General features: G+C 66.8%; 17 protein-coding genes and 1 pseudogene. 8 read left to right on the top strand and 10 right to left on the bottom strand.

Annotated elements, in window-relative coordinates; genetic code table 11:
* Window positions 1-178 precede the first annotated feature (178 nt).
* The 4 genes from ACTHQX_RS11845 to ACTHQX_RS11830 all read right to left on the bottom strand — a co-directional run bounded on the left by ACTHQX_RS11845 (window position 179) and on the right by ACTHQX_RS11830 (window position 5,718).
* Window positions 179-529 carry a hypothetical protein gene (locus tag ACTHQX_RS11845; protein ID WP_440157577.1) on the bottom strand — a complete coding sequence of 117 codons (351 nt, stop codon included), beginning with the start codon at window positions 527-529 and terminating at the stop codon, window positions 179-181.
* 133 nt (window positions 530-662) lie between these two features.
* Window positions 663-2,444 carry a 2-oxoglutarate dehydrogenase, E2 component, dihydrolipoamide succinyltransferase gene (sucB, locus tag ACTHQX_RS11840; RefSeq protein WP_440157579.1) on the bottom strand — a complete coding sequence of 594 codons (1,782 nt, stop codon included), beginning with the start codon at window positions 2,442-2,444 and terminating at the stop codon, window positions 663-665.
* A gap of 117 nt (window positions 2,445-2,561) precedes the next feature.
* A complete protein-coding gene (gene lpdA / locus ACTHQX_RS11835; protein ID WP_236808012.1) occupies window positions 2,562-3,944 on the bottom strand; it encodes a dihydrolipoyl dehydrogenase in 1,383 nt (460 codons plus the stop codon).
* A 256-nt stretch (window positions 3,945-4,200) separates the two neighbouring features.
* Window positions 4,201-5,718: a leucyl aminopeptidase gene (locus ACTHQX_RS11830; RefSeq protein WP_440157581.1), complete on the bottom strand. Its 1,518-nt coding sequence runs from the start codon at window positions 5,716-5,718 to the stop codon at window positions 4,201-4,203.
* 206 nt (window positions 5,719-5,924) lie between these two features.
* Here ACTHQX_RS11830 and ACTHQX_RS11825 point away from each other — a divergent pair, with 206 nt between their 5' ends.
* The 4 genes from ACTHQX_RS11825 (at window position 5,925) to ACTHQX_RS11810 (ending at window position 11,317) form a co-directional block, all read left to right on the top strand.
* On the top strand, window positions 5,925-6,863 hold the full coding sequence (locus ACTHQX_RS11825) for a proteasome assembly chaperone family protein (protein WP_440157583.1): 939 nt from the start codon (window positions 5,925-5,927) through the stop codon (window positions 6,861-6,863).
* Between the two features lie 93 nt (window positions 6,864-6,956).
* Window positions 6,957-8,297 (top strand): MFS transporter, encoded by a 1,341-nt coding sequence (locus tag ACTHQX_RS11820; protein ID WP_440157585.1) that lies wholly within the window; start codon window positions 6,957-6,959, stop codon window positions 8,295-8,297.
* A gap of 83 nt (window positions 8,298-8,380) precedes the next feature.
* Entirely contained in the window at window positions 8,381-9,778 is a 1,398-nt protein-coding gene (locus ACTHQX_RS11815; RefSeq protein WP_440157587.1) for a DUF4192 family protein, read from the top strand.
* 270 nt (window positions 9,779-10,048) lie between these two features.
* Window positions 10,049-11,317: an RNA polymerase sigma factor gene (locus tag ACTHQX_RS11810; protein ID WP_236808018.1), complete on the top strand. Its 1,269-nt coding sequence runs from the start codon at window positions 10,049-10,051 to the stop codon at window positions 11,315-11,317.
* A gap of 396 nt (window positions 11,318-11,713) precedes the next feature.
* On the opposite strand, the pseudogene ACTHQX_RS11805 reads toward ACTHQX_RS11810, so the two are convergent.
* Both ACTHQX_RS11805 and ACTHQX_RS11800 read right to left on the bottom strand, forming a co-directional pair.
* Window positions 11,714-13,310, bottom strand: a pseudogene (locus ACTHQX_RS11805) (HNH endonuclease).
* Window positions 13,311-13,435: 125 nt separating this feature from the next.
* Window positions 13,436-13,657 carry a DUF7455 domain-containing protein gene (locus ACTHQX_RS11800; RefSeq protein WP_111903465.1) on the bottom strand — a complete coding sequence of 74 codons (222 nt, stop codon included), beginning with the start codon at window positions 13,655-13,657 and terminating at the stop codon, window positions 13,436-13,438.
* Window positions 13,658-13,882: 225 nt separating this feature from the next.
* On the opposite strand from ACTHQX_RS11800, the gene ACTHQX_RS11795 reads away from it, so the two are divergent.
* Window positions 13,883-15,988 (top strand): DNA gyrase/topoisomerase IV subunit B, encoded by a 2,106-nt coding sequence (locus ACTHQX_RS11795; RefSeq protein ID WP_440157589.1) that lies wholly within the window; start codon window positions 13,883-13,885, stop codon window positions 15,986-15,988.
* A 52-nt stretch (window positions 15,989-16,040) separates the two neighbouring features.
* On the opposite strand, the gene ACTHQX_RS11790 is transcribed toward ACTHQX_RS11795, so the two are convergent.
* Window positions 16,041-17,027, bottom strand: a complete 987-nt coding sequence (locus ACTHQX_RS11790) for a M56 family metallopeptidase (RefSeq protein WP_440157591.1) — start codon at window positions 17,025-17,027, stop codon at window positions 16,041-16,043.
* Between the two features lie 6 nt (window positions 17,028-17,033).
* Complete coding sequence (locus ACTHQX_RS11785) at window positions 17,034-17,420, bottom strand: BlaI/MecI/CopY family transcriptional regulator (RefSeq protein WP_190603345.1); 387 nt, start codon at window positions 17,418-17,420, stop codon at window positions 17,034-17,036.
* Between the two features lie 272 nt (window positions 17,421-17,692).
* On the opposite strand from ACTHQX_RS11785, the gene ACTHQX_RS11780 reads away from it, so the two are divergent.
* Genes ACTHQX_RS11780 through cydD form a run of 3 tightly spaced genes read left to right on the top strand, consistent with a single transcriptional unit; the run spans window position 17,693 to window position 23,977 of the window.
* Window positions 17,693-19,294: a cytochrome ubiquinol oxidase subunit I gene (locus tag ACTHQX_RS11780; RefSeq protein ID WP_440157593.1), complete on the top strand. Its 1,602-nt coding sequence runs from the start codon at window positions 17,693-17,695 to the stop codon at window positions 19,292-19,294.
* Between the two features lie 33 nt (window positions 19,295-19,327).
* Window positions 19,328-20,377, top strand: coding sequence for a cytochrome d ubiquinol oxidase subunit II (gene cydB, locus ACTHQX_RS11775; RefSeq protein ID WP_440157595.1), 1,050 nt, complete (start codon window positions 19,328-19,330; stop codon window positions 20,375-20,377).
* A 6-nt stretch (window positions 20,378-20,383) separates the two neighbouring features.
* Entirely contained in the window at window positions 20,384-23,977 is a 3,594-nt protein-coding gene (cydD, locus tag ACTHQX_RS11770) for a thiol reductant ABC exporter subunit CydD (protein WP_440157597.1), read from the top strand.
* Here cydD and ACTHQX_RS11765 read toward each other — a convergent pair.
* Both ACTHQX_RS11765 and ACTHQX_RS11760 read right to left on the bottom strand, forming a co-directional pair.
* Window positions 23,960-24,703: an MBL fold metallo-hydrolase gene (locus ACTHQX_RS11765; RefSeq protein ID WP_440157599.1), complete on the bottom strand. Its 744-nt coding sequence runs from the start codon at window positions 24,701-24,703 to the stop codon at window positions 23,960-23,962. The two genes, cydD and ACTHQX_RS11765, sit on opposite strands and share 18 nt — an antisense overlap.
* Before the next feature lie 13 nt (window positions 24,704-24,716).
* Window positions 24,717-24,947, bottom strand: a complete 231-nt coding sequence (locus ACTHQX_RS11760; RefSeq protein ID WP_236808026.1) for a zinc-ribbon domain-containing protein — start codon at window positions 24,945-24,947, stop codon at window positions 24,717-24,719.
* Window positions 24,948-25,004 lie beyond the last annotated feature (57 nt).

Below are 25,004 nucleotides of genomic sequence, written 5' to 3'. Positions count from 1 at the left end.
TTCGATCCGGGGGTCCGGCGCCTGCCAGAGCCCCGCCGCTACCAATCCTATGGATTAGGTGCCCCCCGTGCACGGGTTGTCCGCTGTCAGAGGATTATGACCGTAAGCGCCCAAACGACGACGGCGACGCCCCCACGGGAGGGGGCGTCGCCGTCGTCGTTGGCATGGCAGGGAGGGGTTACCGCCAGAGCGTCGCGATAGCCACGTTCAGCAGAGCCAGCCCGCCGACGCTGTGGGCCAGACCGGTGGAGATCGGCTCGCCCTTCTTGTACTTGCGGCGGCCGATGAAGGCCAGCACGCCGACGACCAGGGCGACGGCGAACTTGATGCCCAGCTTGGCGTAGTTGGCATCCATGTCGAGCACGGGGATCAGGCCCATCATGACGATGCCGGTGAGGAGCTGGAGTGCCGCGCCGTCGAACTGCCGGGGATGGACGGTCGGCTTCTTCATGTTGCCGATCCAGATGCCGACGATCATGGCGGCGCCGACGATGTGCAGGAAGACCATGACGTTATAGACGATGTTCATGGCACCAGTCTAGCCAGATCCTTCTACACGCCGTAGTAGGACACAGCCGCATGCAAAAGCAGCGGCGGCCGCCCGGCATTCCGGTGGTTTCCCACCGGGAGCCGGACGGCCGCCGCCGTCGAAAGGCTGGAGCCTAGAGTCCCAGGTCCGCTTCGAACGCGCCCTCTTCGAGGCGGGCCTTCAGCGTCTGCAGGAAGCGACCGGCGTCCGCACCGTCCACCAGGCGGTGGTCGTAGGTGAGGGACAGGTACATCATGGAGCGGATGGCGATCGAGTCGTCACCGTTCTCGTCCTGGACCACTACGGGGCGCTTGACGATCGCACCGGTGCCCAGGATGCCGACCTGCGGCTGGTTGATGATCGGGGTGTCGAACAGCGCACCGACGGAGCCGATGTTGGTGATGCTGAACGTACCGCCGGACAGTTCGTCCGGGCCGATCTTGCCGTTGCGGGTGCGGTCCGCCACATCGGCGATCTTGCCGGCCAGGCCGGCGAGGTTCAGGCTCCCGGCATCCGAGATGACCGGAACCAGCAGGCCCTTGTCCGTGTCGACGGCGATCGCCAGGTGCTCGGCGTTGTGGTAGGTGATTTCCTGCTTGTCCTCGTCGTACGCAGCGTTGAGCGTGGCGTGCTGCTTGAGGGCCTCGGCCACGGCCTTGGCGATGAAGGGCAGGAAGGTGAGCTTGACGCCGTTCTGGGCCTGGAACGAGTTCTTGGCCTTGAGGCGGAGCTTGGCCACCTTGGTCATGTCCACTTCGTGCACCTGGGTCAGCTGGGTGGAAACATCCAGCGACTCACGCATGCGGCGGGCGATGACCTGGCGGATCCGCGGCGCCTTCTTCACGGTGCCGCGCAGCGAGGACGCTGCGGCCGACGGAGCTGCGGAGGCGGCAGGGGCTGCCTGTGCTGCGGCTGCCGGAGCAGCCTTGGATTCAGCAGCGGCCAGGACGTCCTGCTTGCGGATGCGGCCGCCAACGCCCGTGCCGGAGACGGAAGCGATGTCCACGCCGTGCTGGTTGGCGAGCTTGCGGACCAGGGGTGTGACGTAGCCGGACTCGCCGCCTGCGGCCGGAGCGGCCTGCGGTGCCGGTGCTGCCTGGGGAGCCGGTGCTGCCTGGGGAGCCGGTGCTGCCTGGGGAGCCGGTGCTGCCTGGGGAGCCGGTGCGGGCGCTGCAGCCTGGGCGGGAGCAGGGGCTTCGGCGGGCTTCTCAGCTGCCGGGGCAGGCTGTTCCGCTGCGGGGGCGGCGGGAGCCTCGGCGGGCTTTTCGGGAGCCGCAGCAGGAGCAGCGGCGCCGGATCCGATGACGGCGAGGACGGAGCCAACCTCGGCGGTCTCGTCCTCGTTGACGCGGATTTCCTGCAGCGTGCCGGCTACGGGGGACGGGATCTCGGTGTCCACCTTGTCGGTGGAGACCTCGAGCAGCGGCTCATCAACTGCAACGGTGTCGCCAATGGCCTTCAGCCAGCGGGTGACGGTGCCTTCGGTGACGCTCTCGCCGAGTGCCGGCAGGGTGACCTCGTGGCCTTCGCCGGAGGAGGCGGGTGCTGCTTCCGCGGCAGGTGCTTCCTGGGCGGGTGCTGCAGCGGGTGCCTCTTCGGCGGGTGCTGCGGGTGCTGCTGCAGGTGCCTCTTCGGCGGGGGCTGCTGCGGGCGCCTCTTCGGCAGCGCCCCCGCCCGAGCCGTCACCGATGCGCACCAGCGGGGCGCCAACTTCAGCGGTCTCATCTTCGGCGACGAGGATTTCCTCGATGACGCCGGCGATCGGAGAGGGGATTTCAGTGTCTACTTTGTCGGTGGAAACCTCGAGCAGCGGTTCGTCCACCTCTACCCGGTCACCTACCTGCTTGAGCCAGCGGGTGACAGTTCCTTCGGTGACGCTCTCACCGAGGGCGGGCAAGTTAACGGATTCAGACATGTCGTCCCCGTTCTCCTTTATTGATCTAAAGTGCGGATGAATTGCTGCATTGTTCGGGCCCGGTGCACCCTGCTGTTCGAGCCGGTGCACCAGGCCCTTAGTGTCTTGCGGAACGAATTAGCCGTGGAGGGGCTTGCCGGCCAGCGCCAGGTGCGCCTCGCCCAGGGCTTCGTTCTGGGTCGGGTGGGCGTGGACCAGCTGGGCCACGTCCTCGGGGTACGCTTCCCAGTTCACGATCAGCTGGGCCTCGCCGATCTGCTCGCCCATGCGGGCACCGATCATGTGGACGCCGACGACGGGGCCATCCTTCTGGCGGACCAGCTTGACGATGCCGCTGGTGCCCAGGATGGAGCTCTTGCCGTTTCCGGCCAGGTTGTACTCCTGGGTTTCCACCTGGTCGTCACCGAACTTGGCCTTGGCGGCCTTCTCGGTGTAGCCGACCGTCGCAATTTCCGGCTCGGAGTAGGTGACCTTGGGGATGTTGACGTCTTCGACGATGACGGGCTTGAGGCCGGCAATCTCTTCGGCGACGAAGATGCCCTGCTGGTAGCCGCGGTGGGCGAGCTGGACGCCGGGGACAATGTCGCCGACGGCGTAGATGTTGCCGACGCCGGTGTGCAGGCGCTCGTTGGTGATGACGAAGCCGCGGTCGATGTTCAGGCCGGCCTCTTCGTAGCCGAGGTTGGCCGTGACAGGTCCGCGGCCGACGGCCACGAGCAGGAGGTCGGCTTCGAAGGTCTTGCCGTCCACAAGAGTGACCTTGACGCCGTCGTTGTTCTGTTCGACGCCCTGGAAGAAGACGCCGGTGGAGAACTTGATGCCGCGCTTCTTGAAGGCACGCTCAAAGTTCTTGACAATGGTGGCGTCCTCGTTCGGGACGAGGGAGGGCAGGCCTTCAACGATGGTGACGTCGACGCCGAAGGACTTCCAGACCGAGGCGAACTCGACGCCGATCACGCCGCCGCCCAGGATGATTGCGCTCTTGGGGATGTAGTCCATGGTGAGGGCTTCGTCGGAGGTGATGACCTTGCCGCCGATTTCCAGGCCCGGCAGGGAGCGCGAGTAGGAGCCCGTGGCGAGAACGATGTTCTTGCCCTTGTAGGCCGTGCCGTTCACGACGACGGTGTCGGTGCCCTGCAGCTTGCCTTCACCTTCGATGACGGTGATGCCCTTGGACTTGATCAGGCCCTGCAGGCCCTTGAACTTGCCGGCGATGATGCCGTCTTTGTAGGCGTTGACAGCGGTGATGTCGATGCTGTCCAGGGTGACGTTCACGCCGTACTTGGCGGAGTCGCGGGCGTGGTCTGCCAGTTCGGCCGAGTGCAGCAGCGCCTTGGTGGGGATGCAGCCGTTGTGGAGGCAGGTACCGCCGAGCTTGCCCTTCTCCACGAGGCCAACGGTGAAGCCAAGCTGAACGGCCCGGAGAGCCGTGGCGTACCCGCCGCTGCCACCACCGAGTACCAGGATGTCGAATTCTTGCGCAGTTGCCTGATCGGCCACTTAGACGCTCCCTCGCGTGAACGATGACACGAGAGTACGCATCATCTGGTCTTGGAAATTGCTCTGCCGTGATTATGCCAGCAGGCCATTTCCCTTTCATTTGTGACTACCGTGGTTCACCTTAGCGAACCACTTATCCATGCTCCACCTTGCCGGTGGTTTTGTGGAGCGCTTGTGTCCAGTGTCACGCGGCTGTGTGGCGAGCGGATCACGCTGCCACACAGCCGCGGCGCTCAGGCCTGTGTGGGTTATAGACCTAGGCCAGGAGATCCTCGACGTAGGCCACGAGCGTGCGCACGGTGCAGCCGGTGCCCTGCTTCGGCGTGTAGCCGTAGGGCGCCCCGTTGTTGAACGACGGTCCGGCGATGTCGATGTGCGCCCAGGGGATGGTTTGGCCGCCCTTGTCCTTGCCCACGAACTCGCGCAGGAAAACGGCTGCCGTCATCATGCCGCCGTGGCGCTCACCGATGTTGGCGATGTCCGCCACCTGGGAGTCGAGGCTCGGCCGCAGCTCCTCCGGCAGGGGCATGGGCCACACGAGTTCGCCGGCCCTGTCCGCGGCGGCTTTCAGCGGGCCGGTCACGCTCTCCGCGCCCATGATGCCGGCGGTGCGGTTCCCGAGCGCGATCAGCTGGGCGCCGGTCAGGGTGGCAACATCGATGATGGCGTCCGGGTATTCCTGGCTTGCCGCGACGATGCCGTCGGCCATCACCAGCCGGCCTTCGGCGTCGGTGTTCAGCACTTCCACCGTCTTGCCGCCGAACATGGTCAGCACGTCGGCGGGACGGGAGGCAGCGCCGGAGGGCATGTTCTCGGCAATGCACAGCCAGGCGGTTGCCTTGACGGGCAGCCCCAGGCCCGCGATGGCCAGCACCGTATTAAGAACGACGGCGGCTCCCGCCATGTCGCTCTTCATGTCACCCATGCCGAGGGCCGGCTTGATGGAAATGCCGCCGGTGTCGAAGGTGATGCCCTTGCCGACCAGTGCGATTTTCCGGGTGGCCTTGGCGGGGGAGTACTCCACCTTGACGAGCCGGGGCTGCCGGGCGGAGCCCTTGCCGACGCCCATGATGCCGCCGAAGCCTTCCTTCTCCAGGCGCTTTTCGTCCCAGACCGTGACCTTGACGGGCAGTCCCTTGGAAAGGTCCTTGGCGGCGTCGGCGAACGACTCGGGGTAGAGGTGGCTCGGCGGCTGGTTCACGAGCGAGCGGGTGGCGTTGACGGCCTTGCCCAGCAGGCGGGCACGGTCAAGTGCGGCGTTCAGGTCCTTATCGCCGGCCAGTTCAGTGAAGATGGCGACGTTGGCCACGGGGTCCTTGAGGCCGTCCCTGGACGAACGGAACTCGGTGAAGGAGTACGCGCCCAGCGCGGCACCCTCGGCGATGGCGGCAACATCGGCGATGGTCGCCGTCGGGAAGGCCAGCGTGACGGAGGACAAGCCGGCAAGCTGGCGGACTGCAGAGCCGGCGGCGCGGCGCAGCGCCTCGCCCGAGACCTTTCCTCCGGCGTCGACCTTGCCGACGCCTGCCAGGACCAGGATGCCGGAGCCCGTCTCCGGAAGGCCGGGAAGGCGAACCGCCTGGTCAGGAGCGCCGGTGATGCCGAGGACCTTCAGGGAGTCGGCCAATGCCTCGACGGACTTCGCAGTCAACGGGTTCTCCAGCAGGAACGGGCCGTCCGTGCTCTGTCCGACGCCGATGACCACTGCGTCGCTTGCCGCCTTCTTCACGTCCCTTGCAATGGCACTAAGGTTGACTTCAGTATTCTTGACCACGAGGATCGGTCCTCAATTCTCTGTGATTGTTCGGGCAGGGAGCGCAGGCAAAAAGAGCCAATTCCGATCGTAGTCTCTCGTGCCGCAACTGCGGGAAAGCGCCGGGAGCCGGGCCGGTTGAGAGCCGCGCCACAGCGCGCCGAGGAATGACGCCGCTCTGCCGGGCGTTATGCAGATTAACTCCCTGACCACGAAAGGAACTCACCGTGTTTGAAAGGATTTCCGGCTCGCTGCTGGACCCCGACGCGCTCTATGCCAAGAACATTGGGCTGTTCCATAACCCTGAGCTCCGCGGGCTGAACCTGGTGATGGGCTTCACCGGTTTCGCCGATGCCGGCCACGTGGTCCGGCAGATCACGGACGAATTGCTGGACACGCTCGACTCCGAACGTGTGGCCGTATTCGACGCGGACCAGCTGATGGATTACCGGTCCCGGCGCCCGCATGTGAGCTTTGTCGAGGACCATCTGCAGGACTACCAGCCGCCCACCCTGGCCCTGTACAGGCTGGTTGACGGGCTGGGCAAGCCCTTCCTGTTCCTCGCCGGTTTCGAGCCGGATCTGCAGTGGGAACGCTTTGCCCGCGCCGTGGTGCAGATCGTCGAGGCACTGGACGTCAACCTGGTGACCTGGATCCACTCGATTCCCATGCCCGTGCCCCACACCCGTCCGGTGGGGGTGACAGTGCATGGCAACCGGCCTGAACTCATTGAAGGCATCTCCTCCTGGAAGCCGACCGTTGAAGTGCCGGCCGCCGTCGGGCATGTCCTGGAACTCCGCCTGACCGACGCCGGCCGCAATGTTGCGGGGTACGTCATCCACGTGCCGCACTATCTGGCCGAGGCGGAGTACCCCACCGCTGCTGTGGCCGGGCTGGAATACCTGGGGGCCGCCACCTCGCTGATGCTGCCGACGGACAGGCTGCGCGAGTCCGGCCGTGAAGTGGGCCGGCAGATTGCCGAGCAGATCGAGGCCTCGGAGGAAGTCCAGCAGGTGGTGGCCCGGCTCGAGGCCCGCTACGACGAAAAGGCCGAGGGCACGGTGCGCCGGTCCCTGCTCGCCAACGAGAACGATGAACTGCCCGACGGCGATGCCTTGGGCGCGGCCGTGGAGGCCTACCTCGCCCGGGAGAATCCCGGGACGTAAGCCCCGTCACGGGTAGGCATAAGACTCATCACTGCAGGGCTGAAACCGGGCGAATTAAATAGTATTTTTGATCCCGCTGAGGATAATAAAAGGGTGACTGCACCCCGCGCCTGGCTCATCTGGTCCATTGGCATCTTCTCGTACCTCGTGGCTGTGACGCAGCGTACGTCGTTCGGTGTGGTTGGGCTGGAGGCCACGGAGAGGTTCCATGCCAGTGCCTCGGCCATCTCCTTTTTCACGGTGCTGCAGCTGCTGGTGTACGCCGGACTTCAGATTCCGGTGGGCGTGCTGGTGGACAGGTTCGGCTCCCGCGCCATGATCGCCGGGGGCGCCCTGCTGATGGGTCTCGGCCAGCTGCAGCTGGCGTTTGCGGACAGCGTCCCGGCAGGTGTGCTGGGCCGGGTGCTCGTGGGTGCGGGCGACGCCATGACCTTCATCTCCGTCATCCGGCTGATTCCGCTGTGGTTCGCGCCAGCCCGGGTTCCGCTGCTGACCCAGCTGACCGGCATGTCCGGACAGCTCGGCCAGCTGCTGAGCGTGGTGCCGTTCGCCTTCATCCTGCACGCCGCCGGCTGGACCCCGGCGTTCCTTGCGCTGGCCGGATTCTCCGGTGTCGCCGTCGTGCTGGTGGTCCTGATGCTGCAGGATGTCCCGCCCGGCACGCCCAGGCAGGACGCAGCCAAGGGGCTGCGCGCCACTGGCGTTTCCCTGTCCCGTGCGTGGAAGCAGCCGGGGACGCGGCTGGGAATGTGGAGCCACTTCACGATCCAGTTCAGCGGTACCGTGTTCGCGATGACCTGGGGCTACCCGTTCCTGATTTCGGCGCAGGGGCTCGACGCCGGCACCGTCGCCTCGCTCATGTCCCTCTACGTGGCCGGCGCCATCGGGGCCGGGCCGCTGATCGGACGCTTTGTTGCGCGGCACCCCCTCCGGCGCTCCACCATGGTGCTCCTCCTCGTCGCTGCCACCGCGGCGGCCTGGGCAGCCGTGCTGCTGTATCCCGGCCGCTCACCGCTGTGGCTGCTGGCGGTCCTCGTCGTGGTGCTGGCCATCGGCGGCCCGGGTTCCATGATCGGCTTCGACTTCGCCCGCACCTTTAACCCGGCCCACCGGATCGGGACCGCCACGGGCATTGTCAACGTCGGCGGCTTCTTTGCAGCGCTCATGGCCATCTACCTGATCGGCGCCGTGCTGGACATCCTCAACTCGACGGGCTTTTCCCGCGGGGAGCTCTACGGCCTGGAGCCGTTCCGCATCGCGCTCTGCGTCCACTTCCTGATCCTCGGCGTTGGCTCCGTCGCCATGCTGGTGGTCCGGCGCAAGGTCCGCCGGCAGATGGCGGCGCAGGGCGTGGTGGTGCCTCCGCTGTTGCAGGCAATGGCCCAGCAGCGCAGGGCGCGGATTGCCCGCCGTAAGACTCCTTCCCGCGACTAGGGGTTTCATCCCTGCTGATTCCGTTGTCCACATAGGAAATCTTTCTGTCGCACCGACGGTAACCGCCGTCGGAAGCTGTTTTCATGACAGCACCCGAGCATCTCATTATCAGCGGACCCGAAGACATCCTCGGCTACATCCCGCACAGTCTTGGCTACTGGCCGTCGCAGAGCCTCGTAGCCATGACCATGCAGGGCAAGCGCCTCGGAGCGACACTTCGGGTAGACCTCCCGGAGGGCGGCGGACGCCGCGGCCGGGAGGCATTCGCCAGGACCGTGGCGGAGTACCTTCTGGCAGACAAGGAAGCCGACGGCACGCTGCTGGTCTTCTTTGCCGATGGCGGTTATAGCGACAGCCTCAACGACGACGGCCTTTATGACGACGGCCTTTACGACGACGGTTTTTACGACGACGGCAGGGAAGGTGCGGCGGCATTCTCCTTTCGGCCCCTACTCGCCGATCTGGAATGCGCGCTCGGCCTGGCCGGCATGCCGGTGCGGGATGCCTGGCGCGTCGGCGGCGAGTACTGGCGCAACGTTTACTGCACTGACAGCAGCTGCTGCCCGCCGCCAGGGCGGCCCATCGCCGAGATCCGGGACAGCAGGCTCAATGCCGAAATGGTGTATCTGGGCAGCAGCGTCGGCGCTCCTCCCGGTACTCCTTCACCCGGCGCCGCGGACAGTCCGGCAGCGGATAATGCGGTTGTCATGGCAGCTGAACGTGAATGGACTCTGGCCTTGGCCGGTAAGGGGACTCTTCGGGCGCAGTTCGACGCGGTCCTCGATGCCTGGGCAGCTGCACTGGAAGCCGTTTCGCCTGAGGCCGTTCCCGGGGGAAGCGTCCCCGGGGGATCGGCGCTGCTTGCGGCCCCTTCGCTCTCAGGCCTTCCTGACGGCCTTGAACCTGAACTCGCCGGCTTCCTGCGCGCGTCCCTCCGTGTTCCAGCCTGGCGCGACGCGGTCCTCGTGATGGCCGCCGCAGGGCGCGCCGCAGCGGCCGCAGGTGCGGAAGCCTTTGGGATTTTCTCCGCGGGGGAGCGATTGCCCGTGTCCTACCCGCCGCTGCCTGAACGGCATGTGTCCCCGAGCTGTTCTGAACAAGGGCAGGCGCCAATCAACCCCAACCTCCTGCCGGTCTCCGGCTGCGACGCCGATGCCCTGCCCGGCTATGGCGAAGTCCTGTTGGGCCTGAGTCCACCGGTGCCGGACTGGGACACGCTGAACCGCCTGGAAGGCCTGATGGAGGAGCTCTCGTGCGGCGGGGGTGAGGCGCAGGCCGCGGCGCTAACGGCGGCTGGCTGGATCGAATGGTGCCGCGGGAGGGGCTCCTTCGCGCACGCATCATTGACCCGGGCCCTCGAAGCCAGCCCGGGGTACCGGTTGGCCGAGCTGCTGTCCGAGGTGGTCCGGCGTGGAACGATCTGCGGGTGGGCGGGGCGCCGTGAAGCCGCATGGCAGAGATTCGGATCGGACGCTGCGTAGACCCGGGCCTCCCGTAGCCTGCCGGTGGGGTGTATTACGGCCCGGTCGGCCCCTGGCGCGGAAATCCGTGAGACAATGGAGGCCGAGACCCGGTTGGGTCCGTGAATCAATGCTTGCAGTGGATCCCATTCGGGAACATTGCGGCCGCCCCGGCAGTTCTACTTAGTGGCCCTGTCGGTCGGATGCATCTGATGTGAATCACGGACTTGACAGGGTCATAGTGGTGTTGCCCGAAGGTGACTCCACAGACCGCCGCTAGAAAGGTTTTCTGTGACCCCGTCTTCCGCGAAGAAGGAACCCGCCGCCCTGGCCGTTGAAACTGCCGAGGAGAAGCCGGCGGCATCCAGCGCCAAGCGTGGCGCCACCCGTGCCGCTGGGAAGCCCGAGCCCAAGAAGCGCGGACCCAAGCCCGGAGCCAAGGCTGCGGCCGAAGCTGCCGGAAGCCGCTCAACCGATGACGACGCTGAAGTCGAGGAGGACCTCGACGACGCGCAGCCCGACACCGCTGATCTGGTCGATGAACCCGACGAGGCCGGCAAGGAAGCCGCAGCGCCTACGGGTTCGGGATTCGTTTACTCTGACGCCGATGACGACGACGCACCTGTCCAGCAGGTCATGTCGGCAGGCGCCACCGCCGACCCCGTCAAGGACTACCTGAAGCAGATCGGCAAGGTAGCCCTCCTGAACGCCGAACAGGAAGTTGACCTCGCGCTCCGCATTGAGGCCGGCCTGTTCGCCGAAGAGAAGATCGCCGCCGACGACGGCTCCATGGACCCGAAGTACAAGCGGGAGCTTGAGTTCATCATCCATGACGGCAAGCGCGCCAAGAACCACCTTCTCGAGGCCAACCTCCGCCTCGTGGTGTCACTGGCCAAGCGCTACACCGGTCGCGGCATGCTGTTCCTGGACCTCATCCAGGAAGGCAACCTCGGCCTTATCCGTGCCGTCGAGAAGTTCGACTACACCAAGGGCTTCAAGTTCTCCACCTACGCCACTTGGTGGATCCGCCAGGCCATCACCCGCGCCATGGCGGACCAGGCCCGCACCATCCGTATCCCGGTGCACATGGTGGAAGTCATCAACAAGCTGGCTCGTGTCCAGCGCCAGATGCTGCAGGACCTGGGCCGCGAACCCACGCCCGAAGAGCTGGCGCTCGAGCTCGACATGACCCCCGAGAAGGTCGTCGAGGTCCAGAAGTACGGCCGCGAGCCTATCTCGCTGCACACCCCGCTTGGCGAGGACGGCGACTCCGAGTTCGGCGACCTGATCGAGGACTCCGAAGCCGTGGTACCGGCCGACGCCGTGAGCTTCACCCTGCTGCAGGAGCAGCTGCACTCCGTGCTGGACACCCTGTCCGAGCGCGAAGCCGGTGTTGTTGCCATGCGGTTCGGCCTCACCGATGGCCAGCCGAAGACTTTAGACGAAATCGGCAAGGTCTACGGCGTTACCCGTGAGCGCATCCGTCAGATCGAATCCAAGACCATGTCCAAGCTCCGCCACCCGTCCCGGTCGCAGGTCCTTCGGGACTACCTGGACTAGGAAACGCTGGGCTAGTACACGCGAACAAAGGCCAGGCCTTCCGCCGGAAATCGGCGGCAGGCCTGGCCTTTGTCGTACCCGGGTGTCCCATTGTTGGAACGCGGGACCAGAGACGCGATGAACATGGGCGTACGTCGGCGGTCGTGTTGCGGCACACCAGCCCCCGGTGCGGGTGGGCGCTGGCCCCCGGACCTCGTCTACGATGAGACCGTGCCCGCGGCTTAGCTCTTGCCTGAGTCGCTTATCGGCAGCTCTCGATAAAGTACCCAGTCACCGTAAAGTACCCAGTCACCGTAAAAATTTCCGGTCGCCCGCCAGTTGGCCACCGGTCACCGTCCACCGGTCTCCTGGCCAGCCGGCCGGGGCGGCGCACCCCGACCGTTCCGGCTAACTGCTTCAAGGATCGCTGGACCCATGGTGACTGATTCCATCCGGACAGCTTCCCGATAGTCCGCTTCCAGGTAACCGGGTACCCGGCAGCGGAGGCGCGGTGGAGCGGTAGGTGTGACCCGTGGGTGTGGTGATTTCGTGGTGTGCGTCGGGCCCGGTCTGGGTTGGCTTTCCAGCCGGGGAGTTCTTTGGTGTGGTTGCAGGCTTCGCATAGTCCCGCGCCGTTACTCAACGATGTGGGGCCGTCGTCGTGCCAGGGGATGATGTGGTCGTTGTGGCGGATTGGGGCGTCGCAGTAGGGGGTGCGGCAGGTGTCGTCGCGGAGTTGGATGAAGCGGCGCAGTGGTGCCGGGAACAGACGCCGCCGCGAGTCCATGGCCACCAGGTCACCGGTACCGGGTGCGGTGTAGAGCCGCCGGACCCAGGTCTTCAGCTCCTCAACTCCCTTGGCCTGTTCGGTGGTCACCAGGTTCCGGGCCCAGTCTCCGGGAACGGTGCCGTAGCCGGGAATCCGGGCGGGTTCGCTGTCGCCCTGCAAGAGGGTGCGGCCGGTCATGACGACGTTAAGCTCGATGCCGGCGATGCCTCCGGGCGTGCCGGTGGTCCACTCAACCAGGGTGTCGGCCATGGCCTGGTCGCGGGAGCGCGGATCCCCGCCGGCCCGGAGCGAGTCGGCGTGCCGGGTCAGCGCCGCGAGGACCGCGACGCCCTCGTGGACCGGCAGCAGCGCCGTCAGATACGTCATGCAGTCCGGGGCCGGGCGCAGGCTGACCCTGCGCTCCGAGGCGGCATGGCTTGCCCGTTGGGCCACGGAGCGGGGGTCCCTGCGGATGGCGGCCGCGCGGACAGCGGCGATGACGGTCCGAGTGCCGGCACCAACGAAAGTGCCGGTGTCGGCGGCTATTTCTTCGTCGACGGCAGACCGGTCCGCCGGACTCAGACAGGCGGTCTCTTTCACGACGTGCACGACCCGCTCTTCGTTCAGCTGCCCGGTGTCCAGCGCGGCCAGGGTGTGGGGCATCTGCACTAGGGCTTTGGCTGTGCCGAGGAGCCGGTGCCCGCGGTTTGGGGATTCGCTCCGGGCCAGCGCGATCTGCTCGGCCGCGCCCAGGCCCTGGTCTTTGCCGCGGTCCTTGCCCAGGTCCTCCGGAGCGAGGGGCGCACTGTCAATGGATTCCTGGCGGAGCCGGGCCTCGAAGGTCACAGAAAGCCGTGCCTGTTGCCCGGCGGCCCAGCACTTGACGTTCTCATAAGCTCCGACTTGGTCGATCAGCCCTGCGTTGTCGGCGGTGAGGTCAGCTGCCGGGAGAACCCAGCCCGAGGGTGCAGCGGCGCTCGAGGAAACGCTGTCCCTGAAAACGCCGTCGTCCAAAAAGCTGTCGTCAAGGAGCCCCTCGTCGAAAGGACGGTCGGCATACAGAACCTCCGGAAACGGGTCCTCCGGAAAGGACGCCGGAAACGCGGCGTCGAGATCATCGTCGTATGGCAACCCGTTGTACGGGTCGGCGTGGAGAACCGCGGCGCCAGGGAACGCGGCAGCCAGCAGAGTGCCGGCGCCGGTAACGGCCGCCAGAGCCTGCTCCGATTCCCCAAATCCATTCATAGATACAGTCTGATGAGGGGGACTGACATTCAAGTGCTCCGGGCCGCGGAAGAATAATCGGGCAGCGCCAGGCAAAGAAAAAGCCAGGACCCCCGCGCGGGGGCCCTGGCTTTGAGCTTTGTTGTCTAGTCGACCGGAACCGGTGCCTTTTCGTGCAGCCGGTCCGTCTCATCGTGCCAGTCGGAGCTCAGCGGCCTAAGGGTCGCTTCGACGGCGCGTGAATGGTGGGCGCAGAAGAGCAGCTCACCTCCGGAGGACTCGAGTACAACCCGGACGTATGCCTGCGCTCCGCAACGGTCACACCGGTCAGCTGCGGTTAGCGTGCGGTCGGCAACTGCTGTTGTCATGTCGGCCTCCTTAGTAGATCTGTACATCTATATAACCAGCATTCGCAGCCATTCCATGGCAAGGATGGGTCACTTTCGCTGTCCGCGTATCACGTGTGCGTAACGAACCCCCGCAGTTCGGCCCCGTGTCGGGAGTGGCAGTCAGGCGTTTGGCGGCAGCGGGACTAGGCTAGAGGGAGCTTTTTAACGCCGATCCGGCCTGTTCCTCAAAGGAGTTCACTACCTGTGGCACCGAGTTCTGATTACACCGCCCGCCACCTTTCGGTGCTGGAGGGGCTGGAGGCCGTGCGCAAACGCCCCGGCATGTACATCGGATCCACGGACTCCCGCGGCCTCATGCACTGCCTTTGGGAAATCATTGACAACTCCGTCGACGAGGCGCTGGCCGGCTTCGGCCACGACATCAGAATCATCCTGCACGCGGACAACTCCGTAGAGATCCACGACGACGGCCGCGGCATTCCCGTCGACGTCGAACCAAAGACCGGCCTCACCGGCGTCGAGGTGGTCTTCACCAAACTGCACGCGGGCGGCAAGTTCGGCGGCGGCTCCTACACCGCCTCCGGCGGCCTGCACGGCGTCGGGGCCTCCGTCGTCAACGCGCTCTCCGCACGTCTCGACGCGGAGGTGGACCGCGGCGGCAAGACCTACAGGATGTCGTTCCGTCGGGGGGAGCCCGGCCGCTTCAACGACAACGGCCGGCCCAACCCCACTGCCACCTTCGCTCCGTTCGTCGAAGACTCTGTCCTCGACGTCGTCGGCAAGGCGAAGCGCGGCGTCACCGGAACGCGTATCCGCTACTGGGCGGACACACAGATCTTCACCGCGGACGCCCGGTTCTCCTACGAGGAACTCACCGCCCGGGCCCGTCAAACCTCCTTCCTGGTGCCCGGCCTGAAGATCACCGTCCGGGATGAGCGCAAGCTCCCCGGCACGCCCGGTGAACTGGGAGCGCACGAGGAAGTGTTCCACCACGACGGCGGCATCTCCGAGTTCGTGGAATTCCTCGCCGCAGACTCCGGGGTCACGGACGTCTGGCGCCTGCACGGCGCAGGCAAGTTCAAGGAAACAGTCCCCGTGCTGGATGAGAAGGGCCACAGCAAGATTGCGGAAGTGGAACGCGACTGCGAAGTGGACGTCGCACTGCGCTGGGGGATCGGCTACGACACCACTGTCCGCAGCTTCGTCAACATCATCTCCACGCCGAAGGGCGGCACCCACCAGGCCGGCTTCGAGCAGGCCCTCGTGAAGACCTTTCGGAAGACCGTGGAAGCCAACGCGCGGAAACTGAAGGCCGGCAACGACAAGATCGAGAAAGACGACATCTTCGCCGGGCTCACGGCGGTCCTGACCGTACGCCTCGCCGAGCCGCAGTTCGAGGGCCAGACAAAGGAAATCCTCGGCACCTCTGCGGTCAAGGCCATCGTGTCCCGGGTGGTGGAGAAGGAGATCGCGGCCAAGCTCAACTCCTCCAACCGCAACGACAAGGCCCAGTCGGCGCTGCTGTTGGAAAAGATCGTCAGCGAGATGAAGTCGCGCATCTCCGCCCGCGTGCACAAAGAAACGCAGCGCCGGAAGACCGCGCTCGAGACGTCGTCGATGCCCACCAAGCTGGCTGACTGCCGCACCGACGACGTCGCCCGCTCCGAACTGTTCATCGTGGAGGGCGACTCGGCCCTCGGCACCGCCAAACTGGCGCGCTCCTCCGACTTCCAGGCACTGCTGCCGATCCGCGGCAAGATCCTCAACGTCCAGAAGGCTTCCGTGGGCGACATGCTCTCCAACGCAGAGTGCGCTGCCCTCATCCAGGTGGTCGGGGCCGGCTCCGGGCGCAGCTTCGCGATCGAGGCAGCGCGCTACGGGAAGGTCATCCTGATGACCGACGCCGACGTCGACGGCGCACACATCCGCACGCTGCTGCTCACCCTGTTCTTCCGCTACATGCGGCCCATGGTGGAGGAGGGGCGGGTCTTCGCGGCCGTCCCGCCGCTGCACCGGGTGGAGGTCATCAACGCCGGCCAAAAGGCCAACGAGATGGTCTACACGTATTCCGAGGCTGAACTGCACACCCTGCTGGCGAAGCTCGCTGCCGAGGGCAGGAAGTACAAGGAACCCATCCAGCGCTACAAGGGCCTTGGCGAGATGGACGCCGAGCAGTTGGCGGAGACCACCATGGACCCCCGGCACCGCATGCTCCGCAAGGTGAACATCGAGAACGCCCAACAGGCGGAAGCCACCTTCGACCTCCTGATGGGATCGGATGTCGCGCCGCGCAAGGACTTCATCATCGCTGGCGCGTCCAGCCTGGACCGCGAACGCATCGACGCCTGAGACTCGGCGCCCAGCGCCGGTTCAGCCAGAGGCCGGCTCAGCCAGCGGCAGCTCAGCCGAGCAGGCCGGGAACGATCAGCAGGGCGGTGGGCATCGCCAGCAGCAGCGCGCACACGGCAAGAACGGCTGCGCGGAGGCCGCCGGCCAGCGGCGGCCGGGGTGAGAGAAGGCGGCTGACGCGTGTCGCCGTCGTACTTGCCGGGCCGGCGCCGCCGGCACCATCCGGCAGTTGCAGGCTTGCCGCCGCAAAGCCAGCTGGTTCGACGACGGCGGCCCCCTGGGGTGCCGCCGAACCGCTGGCCACGATGGCTATCGCCTTGATCAGCGTCGCCTTGCTCTCCGTCTTGAGGGCAACGTCGTCCGCGAGCATTTCGATCAGGGAGTTCACGGCTTCCTGGGCGAGGCGTGTGGTGGGCAGCCATGGCAGCGCCTGGCGCCAGGCAGCGAACGCCCACAGCAGCAGGTGGTGGCGCTGGGTCAGGTGCGCGTTTTCATGGATCAGGACGGCACGCAGCTCCGCCGGTTCAAGGGCCGCCATAAGCCCGTCAGAGAGCACCGTCACGGAGCGGGCGCCACCTGGCAGGCAGTAGGCCACCGGGGAATCGTGGTTGATGACCACCGTGCCGGGCCCGTCGTCGGACGGCGATGCCAGGAGGGCCAGCAGCTCGCGGTGGCGCCTGCGCTGGCGCTCAATCTTGTAATAGGTCAGCAGCAGCGTGAAGACGAGGTGCGCTGTCAGTAGCGCCGCCGCGGAAAGCGCGAAGAGATGCCAGAATCCCAGCGCGGTGGTGGGCGCTGCAAACAGCACCATGCCTGCCAGTGCGCGCAGGCCCGCAACGAGGTTGTCGCCGACGGGTTCGAGACCGTACACCAGCATGGCGCCGATCATGGAAAGCCCGCCGGCGAGGCCGATGGCCTGCCACAGCACCATGGCCGTGAAAGGGTCGCGCGCCGGCCAGTGGGCGCGCGAAAGAAGGATAGGTACCGGCCAAGCCAGTACTATCGCCAGGACCGCCAGGAAATATGAGGCCCAGAACATCAGGTGTTAGCTGTGGCCAAGCAGTTTGCGCAGCGTCTCGGCTTCACTTTCCGTCACGGATCCGATGAACCGGGCCAGCACGGCCTCGCGGTCCGGGGCGGATCCCAGCACTTCGTGCATGAGTTCGGCGGTGTGGTCTTCGCGGCTGGACACAGCCTGGTAGCGGTGTGGCCGGGTGCCGCGTTCGCGTTCCACGAGGCCCTTCTTTTCGAGACGCGAGAGGACCGTCAGTACGGTGGTTACCGCCAGGTCCTTGCCCTCGTGCCCAGCTGCTCCGCCATGCGCTGCCGTGCTCTGCGCAAGCAGATCCCGCAGCGTGTTGGCCGTGGCTGCTTCATGGCCCGCCCAGAGCAGGTCCATGACTGCGCGTTCGAGTTCCCCAAGACTTGCCATCTGTACATCCTTTTGACAACGCACTGGCAGGGGCCGGCAGCCCGGCCCGTGCCGTGATTCCAATACTGCAACTTCAAATCTATCGCGTTTGGCCGTTTCTTTCTACATGAGGTAGAAAGATCGGCGCGTCGAGGGCGAGTGCGTTCCTCCGATGTGCATGCAACCGTGTTTACAGTGTTCGCGCCTTGTTCTACACTCTGTAGAAGTTGAAGTTCTACGTTGCGTAGAAAACAACGCTGGAGAGCTAGACCCAACCGTAAGTAGGGACCGCCTTGGACGCCTTGGAAATCGCACGCTGGCAATTCGGAATCACCACCGTCTACCACTTCATGATGGTGCCGCTGACAATCGGCCTGGGCCTGGTGGTCGCAGTGATGCAGACGATCTGGCACCGCACCGGGAATCCGGCCTATCTGCGCATGACCAAGTTCTGGGGGAAGCTCTTCCTCATCAATTTCATCATGGGCGTGGCCACGGGCATCGTCCAGGAGTTCCAATTCGGCATGGCCTGGAGCGAGTACAGCCGGTTCGTGGGCGACGTCTTCGGTGCCCCACTGGCCCTTGAGGCACTCCTCGCCTTCTTCGTCGAGTCGACCTTCTTGGGCCTGTGGATCTTCGGCTGGAAACAGCTCAAGCAGGGCGTCCACCTCGCGTGCCTCTGGATCGCCGTGGTGGGCTCGTTCTTCTCCGCGTACTTCATCATCGTGGCCAACAGCTGGATGCAGCACCCCGTCGGCGTCACGATGATTGACGGCCGCCCGGTCATGACCGACGCCTGGGCCGTCTTCACCAACAACACCGCGCTGGTGGCCGTGCCGCACACGCTCTTCGGTGCCCTTGCCGTGGCCGGCGGATTCCTGCTGGGCATCGCCTGGTACCACCTCTGGCGCCGGCGCCGCGACGGCATCGACACCGTCGGGGCCGACGGCAAGGTCATTGCCGGTGAGGCCGCGATCCCGGGCCGCGACCGCACCGACTACACGGTGTGGATCAAGTCCCTGCGGATCGGCGCCGTGGTCGCCATGATCTCCTTTGCCGGAACTGCCCTCACCGGAGACCTGCAGGGCAAGCTGATGTTCGAGCAGCAGCCCATGAAGATGGCCGCCGCCGAGGCCGCCTGCCACGACGGTACGGGATTCTCCGTCCTGAGCGTCGGCAACGTCGGCTCCCGCAACTGCGATGACATCGTGGCGCTGATCGAGGTGCCGGGCATCCTCTCCTACCTCGCCAAGGGCGACTTCACCACCGAGGTCAAAGGCGTCAACAGCCTGCTGGACCAGTACAAGTCCGACTACGGCACGCACCTTCCTGACAACCCCATCTACGGCGACCGCGCCGGCCAGGAGATCGAGTACGTGCCGGTCATGGAGGTCACCTACTGGGGCTTCCGGGCCATGATCGGGTTCGGCGGCCTGGCTGCCCTCGCCGCCCTGGTGGCACTCTGGCTGACCCGCAAGGGGACCGTTCCCGAGTCGCGCTGGCTGATGCGGCTGGCCGTGTTCGGCATCCTGGCTCCCTTCGGTGCCAACGCGGCGGGCTGGATCTTCACGGAAATGGGCCGCCAGCCCTTCGTGGTGGCCCCCAACCCCGACCTCAACGGCATCGACCAAGTGTTCATGTTCACGGCCGCGGCTGTTTCGCCAGGGGTTTCCGCCGGCGAAATCCTGACGTCCCTCATTGTCCTCACCCTGATCTACGCGGTGCTCCTCGTGGTGGAGGTGAAGCTCCTCGTGAAGTACGTCCGGGGCGGCGTGGCCTCGGCTATGCCCGAACTGGTCCACGCGCCGGTGGACGAGAACGAGGACGCCACACCCGGCGACGGCGGACCGGACAAGCCCGGAACCTCCGACGACGTCCTGGCCTTCGCCTACTAAGACCCGAGCCTATTTAGACCGAGGATACAAAGCATGGAACTGCTGCCAACCATCTGGTTCATTGCCATCGCCGTCCTGTGGACCGGCTACCTTTTCCTGGAGGGGTTCGACCTGGGCGTCGGGATGCTGATGAAGATCTTTGCCCGCAACAACACCGAACGCCGGGTGCTCCTCAACACCATCGGCCCGGTCTGGGACGGAAACGAAGTCTGGCTTCTTACCGCCGCCGGCGCCACCTTCGCGGCCTTCCCATTCTGGTATGCCTCCCTGTTCTCCGCCCTGTATTTGCCGCTGCTGCTGGTCCTGGTCGCGCTGATCTTCCGCGCGGTGGCGTTCGAGTACCGCGGGAAGGTGGACACGGACCGCTGGCGGAACACCTGGGACTGGGCGATCGCCGTCGGGTCCTTCCTGGCCGCCTTCGGCGTTGGCGCCGCGCTGGGCCTGACCACCACCGGACTGCCGCTGGACGCCAACGGCGACCGCGACGGCGGCCCGTTCGCCTGGTTTAGCTGGTACGCCGTGCTGGGAGGCCTCGCGGTGGTCTGCTTCGCCCTGCTGCACGCCCTGGCGTTCCTGGCACTGAAGACCGACGGCGACGTGCGGCACCGCGCCCGGCAGTGGTTTGTGCGGCTGCTTCCTGTCCTGCTCCTTCCGATGGCGGGCTGGGCCATCGGCGTGCAGGTCCTCCGCGGTGAAGCCTGGACGCTGGTTGTCCTCGCGGTGGCCGTGATTGCCGCGGCTGTGGCCTGGGCCCAGGCCCGGAAGGGAAACGAAGGCCGGGCCTTCCTGGCGACGGGTGTGTTCCTGCTGGGCGGCTCCGCTTCCATCTTCGGGGCTGTGTTCCCGGTGGTCCTCCCGTCCACCATCGACCCCGCGTTCAACCTCACCATCGCCAACGCCGCGTCCTCGGACTACACCCTCGGTCTGATGAGCATCGTGGCGTGCGTCGGGCTCCCGCTGGTGATCGCCTACCAGGCGTGGACGTACTGGGTGTTCCGCCGCCGCGTCAGCGCCGCCCACATCCCGGAGGCGCACAGCTTCCTGCCCGCGGTCGCCGCCAAAGCATTCATCAGGAAAGACTGACCCGCAGTGAAACCCCAGTTCCCGTCCGGACCCTCCACCCGCCGTGCCCTGTACGGACTGGGCCTGCTGGCTGCTCTGAAGGCCCTGTCCTTGGTGCTCCTGGGCCAGGCCGTCGCCTCGGTGCTGGCCGGCCTCATGACGCAGGACGCCGCGTGGACTGACCAGCTGGGCTGGGGCGCGGCCGGCGTGGTACTGCGGTCTGTGACGGTCTGGGCCCAGGGCGTCGCCGCACGGCGCGCCGCCCTGGGCGTCAAGGAGGAACTGCGCGCGGAACTCCTGGAGACGGCACTGCGCAACGGCGTCCGGTCCGCCGGCCCTGCCGACGGCGGCCTGGCGGTGCTGGCGACGCGCGGCCTGGACGCCCTGGACAGCTACTACACGCAGTACCTCCCGGCGCTGGTGAACTGCGCGGCCATACCGCTGCTGCTCGGCGCCCGGATCCTGTTCGCCGACTGGGTCAGCGCAGTGGTGATCGTGCTGACGGTGCCCCTGGTCCCCGTGTTCATGGTGCTGATCGGCCGCTACACGGAGGATAGGGTGCGGGATGCGCAGGCCGCCCTGTCACGGCTCAGCGGGCACATGCTCGAACTCGCCAAGGGGCTGCCAGTGCTGGTGGGACTGGGCCGCGCCGCCGCCCAGCGCCGCGCCCTGGAAGACATTTCCGAGGACTACCGGCACCGGACCATGGGGACCCTCAGGACGGCGTTCCTCTCCGCGCTCGCCCTGGAACTGATCGCCACCATCTCCGTTGCCGTGGTGGCGGTGTTCATCGGCGTCCGGCTCGTCCACGGCGACATGGCGCTCGAGGCCGGGCTGCTTGCCCTCATCCTCGCCCCCGACTGCTACCTTCCCCTGCGGGAGCTGGGAACCGCACACCACGCGAGCGACGACGGCCGGGCCGCCCTTGCCGAAACTACGGCGGTGCTGGAAGCACCGGAGCCCCGGCGGCTCGTGCCCGTCCTGGCCCCGGCAGAACCCGGCGCCCTGGAGGCCGCAGGTGCGGCGGGCCCTAGCAGCCTGGCAGTCCGGGACCTCACGGTCAGCTATCCGGGAAGGCAGGGTCCCGCCGTCGGCCCTCTCAGCTTTACGGCGCCGGCCGGAGTGGTCACCGCGCTGGACGGCCCCAGCGGGGCGGGCAAGAGCACGGTGCTGGCCGTTCTCGCGGGTACGGTCGGAACCGGAGGCGGTATCGCAGTCTCCGGAACTGTTGAAGGATTCGCGGCAGGGCATGTGGCCTGGGTGCCGCAGCACCCGGTGCTGGTGGCGGACACCGTCCGCGGTGAAGTCCTGCTGTACCTGACGGCCGGGACTGTTACGGCCGGCACAGCAGCGACCAGTTCAGCAGCGACCAGTTCAGCGGCGACCAGTTCAGCGGCCGCCGCCGAGGAAGCACAGGCCAGGGGAGTGCTCCGCTGCCTGGCGGCCGTCGGTGCGGACCACCTGGCGGACAAGCATCCGGCCGAACTGAGCCCGGGCGAGCTGCGACGCGTGGCCCTGGCCCGCGGCCTGGCCCGCATCGAGGCGGGAGCCACGGTATTGCTTCTGGATGAGCCCACGGCCCACCTCGACCGGGAATTAGCCAACCGCGTCCACGACGCAATCCGTTCGCTGCGCGGCCGGGCCACCGTCATCCTGGTGGCCCACGACCGCCAGACGAGGGAACTCGCAGACCATATCGTGCCGCTGTCCGGCCGAGGAGCGGCGGCGCCTGCTGCCCCGGCCGTTGAAATCCTGGCCAGCGCCCATGGTTCGGCCGGCGCCGGCGTTCCCGGTGCCGGCGTTTCCAGCGCCGCCGTTCCCAGTGATTCGGCCGACGGCGGGGGCGGCGCCCGGGTGGAGGCCGGAACTGCGGCGCCCGGCGTACCTGCGGCCGGGGCACAACCCGGCTCCGGCCACGTGGCCGGGATGCTCGCCCGGCTGCTCGCGCCCGTCCGCGGACGGTTCGCTGCCTCCGGGTTCGTCGGCGCCCTGGCAGCCCTTTTCGCCGTCGCGCTTTCCGGACTGTCAGGATGGCTCATCCTGCGCGCCAGTGAGCAGCCGCCCATCATGTACCTCCTGACCGCCATCGTGGGTGTCCGCTTCTTCGGGATCGGCCGCGCCGTTCTGCGCTACTGCGAGCGGCTCCTCCTGCATGAAGCCGTGTTTGCCTCACTGACGAAACTCCGCGGCGGACTCTGGGCATCCCTCAGCCAGCGCGCACTGTCCCTGCGCCGGCTGCTGCAGGGCGGCAACGTGCTGGGCGCCGTCATCGAGGACGTCGACACCGTTCGGGACCTGCTCCCGCGGGTGGTGCTGCCGCCGGTTACCGCAGTGGCGGTGGCCGCAGCTGCTGCCGGCACGGTGGGCTGGCTGCTTCCCGCGGCGCTGCCGGCAGTACTCGCCGCCGCCCTGGTGAGCCTGGTGGCCGCCCCGGCCGCGGCACTGCTCGCCGACCGGATGTCGGCACAGGCCGAACAGCGGCTGCGCGCCGGGGTCCTGCGGCGGGTGGCCGCGGCACTCGATGCCAAGGCAGAACTGCACGCGAACGGCGCGAAGCGGCCGGTTCTGGACGGCATCCGTGCGCTGGACCGGGACGCTACCGGTGCAGCCCGGCGTTCCGCGTGGGCTGAAGGCCTCGGCCAGGCACTGACCGTGGCCGCGTGCGGCGCAGCCGCCCTGTACAGCGCGGTGCTGGCGGCTCCCCAGGTGCTGTCGGGTTCCCTTCCGGCGACCACTGTTGGCGTCGTCGTCCTTCTGCAGTTGGCGCTCGCCGAACCCTTTGGGGCCATGACGACGGCGGTGCGGCAGTTTCCGGCACTGCGTGCGGTCCTGCGCCGCATCGGAGAGTCGGGCGTGCTGCAGCCGGGAGACCCCGGCGCTGGCAAGGATGCCGCTTATGGCAACAACACCGGGCAGCCTTCCCGGCCCGGCTCCCGGAAATTCGGGCAGCCGGGCGTTGAACTGGATGCATTGTCGGCCGCGTGGCCCGGGGGCGGGACTGTCTTCAGTGGCCTGTCCGCCGTGGCTGAGCCCGGCCGCTGGCTGGCGGTGACTGGCCCGTCCGGTGCCGGCAAGTCCACGCTACTGGCAGTGATGCTGGGCTTTCTCCCTGCCCGGGCAGGCCGCATCGCGGTGACGGGTACCGCGGCGTGGTGCCCGCAGGAGGCGCACCTCTTCGACTCCACGGTCCGCGGGAACCTGCTGCTCGGCAATCCGCGGCAGGAGCCCGGCGCCGGGTCCGCTGCGGAGACCGAACAGGCGATGCGCGAAGCGCTCGCGGCGGTTGGGCTTGCGCCCCTGCTGGCGCGGCTGGAAGACGGACTGGATACCCGCATCGGCCCGGGCGGGGCATTCCTCAGCGGCGGGGAACGGCAGCGTTTGGCGGTCGCGCGCACGCTCATGACACAGGCCGACGTGATCCTCCTGGACGAGCCAACGGCACACCTCGACGCCGAATCCGGCCGGGCGCTCATTGCGGACCTGCGTGCCGGACTTGCGTCGCGCACCGTGGTGCTGGTGACCCACAACCCGGCCGACATCAGCCCCGACGACGCGCTCCTGGACCTTCGCCCCGAACACCGGCTCGCCGCCGCGGCGATGGCGTCAGGCGGGTCCGTTTGACCTTGCGATTGCAACGGCTTCTTCGATTCCCCCGGCCCAGGGCTCGCCGTGTCCCGGCAGCACCAGGGATGCCCCGGTCTGGGCGAGTTGGCTGAGGGTTTCAAGGTTCTGGGCGCTGTTGGCGGTGGCAGCTCCTGCCACGATGCGCGGCCCCTTCCGGCCCGTGTAGGGATCCAGGGTTACCAGGGCGTCACCGCTGAAGAGAAGGTTGCGGTCCCGCAGAAAGAGGCCGCAGTGCCCGCTGGTGTGGCCGGGGGAGAACACCACTTCGGGGGCACCCGGAACGGGAAGAGCGCCGGTGACGGGCATGGGCGTCAGGTTGCTGACACCGTGCACACGCAAAGCGCCAGCCCTGACCATGCTGAAAAGTACCGGCAGGCCCGTAGGGTGCGTGAGGGAAAAGATAAAACGCGATTTCTCGTGCCGGTACCGGTAGGGATGACGGGCGATGTATGAGTCCCCGGTGTGCACCCACACCGGAACCTGATACTCGGCATTGAGGCGGCTGGCCAGTCCGAGGTGGTCGAAATGGGCGTGGGTCAGCACCAGCGCCCTGATATCGCCAAGGTTATGCCCCATTGCCTGGACCGAGCTCCGAAGCGTGTCCCACATGGCAGGCAGACCCGAGTCCACCACTGTGAGCCCGTCCTCGCCCTCAACGACGTAAAAGTTGACGAATGCTTCCGAGATGCGATGCACGCCGGCCGCCACGGTTGTCAGTACCATTCCGGATTCCTCCCTAGCCCACCAGTGCCTGTTTCTGCCGGCTGTTGACCACGGACGTGGCGCCACAGTTCGAGCAGGTGACCCGGTACGAGCGGGACGTCGTGAAAACCGGGATGAAGAACAGCGTGAATTTCGTGGCGCGCTCCTCCAGATGCTGGTGGGCGAACACGCCGCAGTACCGGCAGGACGCTGTACGGCCGGGGAGCAGCTTCTGGACCGTCTTGAACCCGAAGAGTAGAAGCATGCTGTGCCTTTCAGGGAACGCTGGCCGGTGATTCGGTGATTCGGTGATTCGGTGATT

Source organism: Arthrobacter sp. SAFR-023 (genome assembly GCF_051965295.1).
Lineage (GTDB): Bacteria > Actinomycetota > Actinomycetes > Actinomycetales > Micrococcaceae > Arthrobacter.
This window is presented reverse-complemented; position numbering and strand designations above follow the sequence as displayed.

Coding starts and splice junctions, on each gene's coding strand:
- ACTHQX_RS11815 (WP_440157587.1), top strand. CDS start 8,381: ATGACAGCACCCGAGCATCTCATTATCAGCGGACCCGAAGACATCCTC.
- ACTHQX_RS11845 (WP_440157577.1), bottom strand. CDS start 529: ATGAACATCGTCTATAACGTCATGGTCTTCCTGCACATCGTCGGCGCC.
- ACTHQX_RS11765 (WP_440157599.1), bottom strand. CDS start 24,703: ATGGTACTGACAACCGTGGCGGCCGGCGTGCATCGCATCTCGGAAGCA.
- cydB (WP_440157595.1), top strand. CDS start 19,328: ATGGAACTGCTGCCAACCATCTGGTTCATTGCCATCGCCGTCCTGTGG.
- ACTHQX_RS11800 (WP_111903465.1), bottom strand. CDS start 13,657: ATGACAACAGCAGTTGCCGACCGCACGCTAACCGCAGCTGACCGGTGT.
- sucB (WP_440157579.1), bottom strand. CDS start 2,444: ATGTCTGAATCCGTTAACTTGCCCGCCCTCGGTGAGAGCGTCACCGAA.
- ACTHQX_RS11790 (WP_440157591.1), bottom strand. CDS start 17,027: ATGTTCTGGGCCTCATATTTCCTGGCGGTCCTGGCGATAGTACTGGCT.
- ACTHQX_RS11785 (WP_190603345.1), bottom strand. CDS start 17,420: ATGGCAAGTCTTGGGGAACTCGAACGCGCAGTCATGGACCTGCTCTGG.
- ACTHQX_RS11760 (WP_236808026.1), bottom strand. CDS start 24,947: ATGCTTCTACTCTTCGGGTTCAAGACGGTCCAGAAGCTGCTCCCCGGC.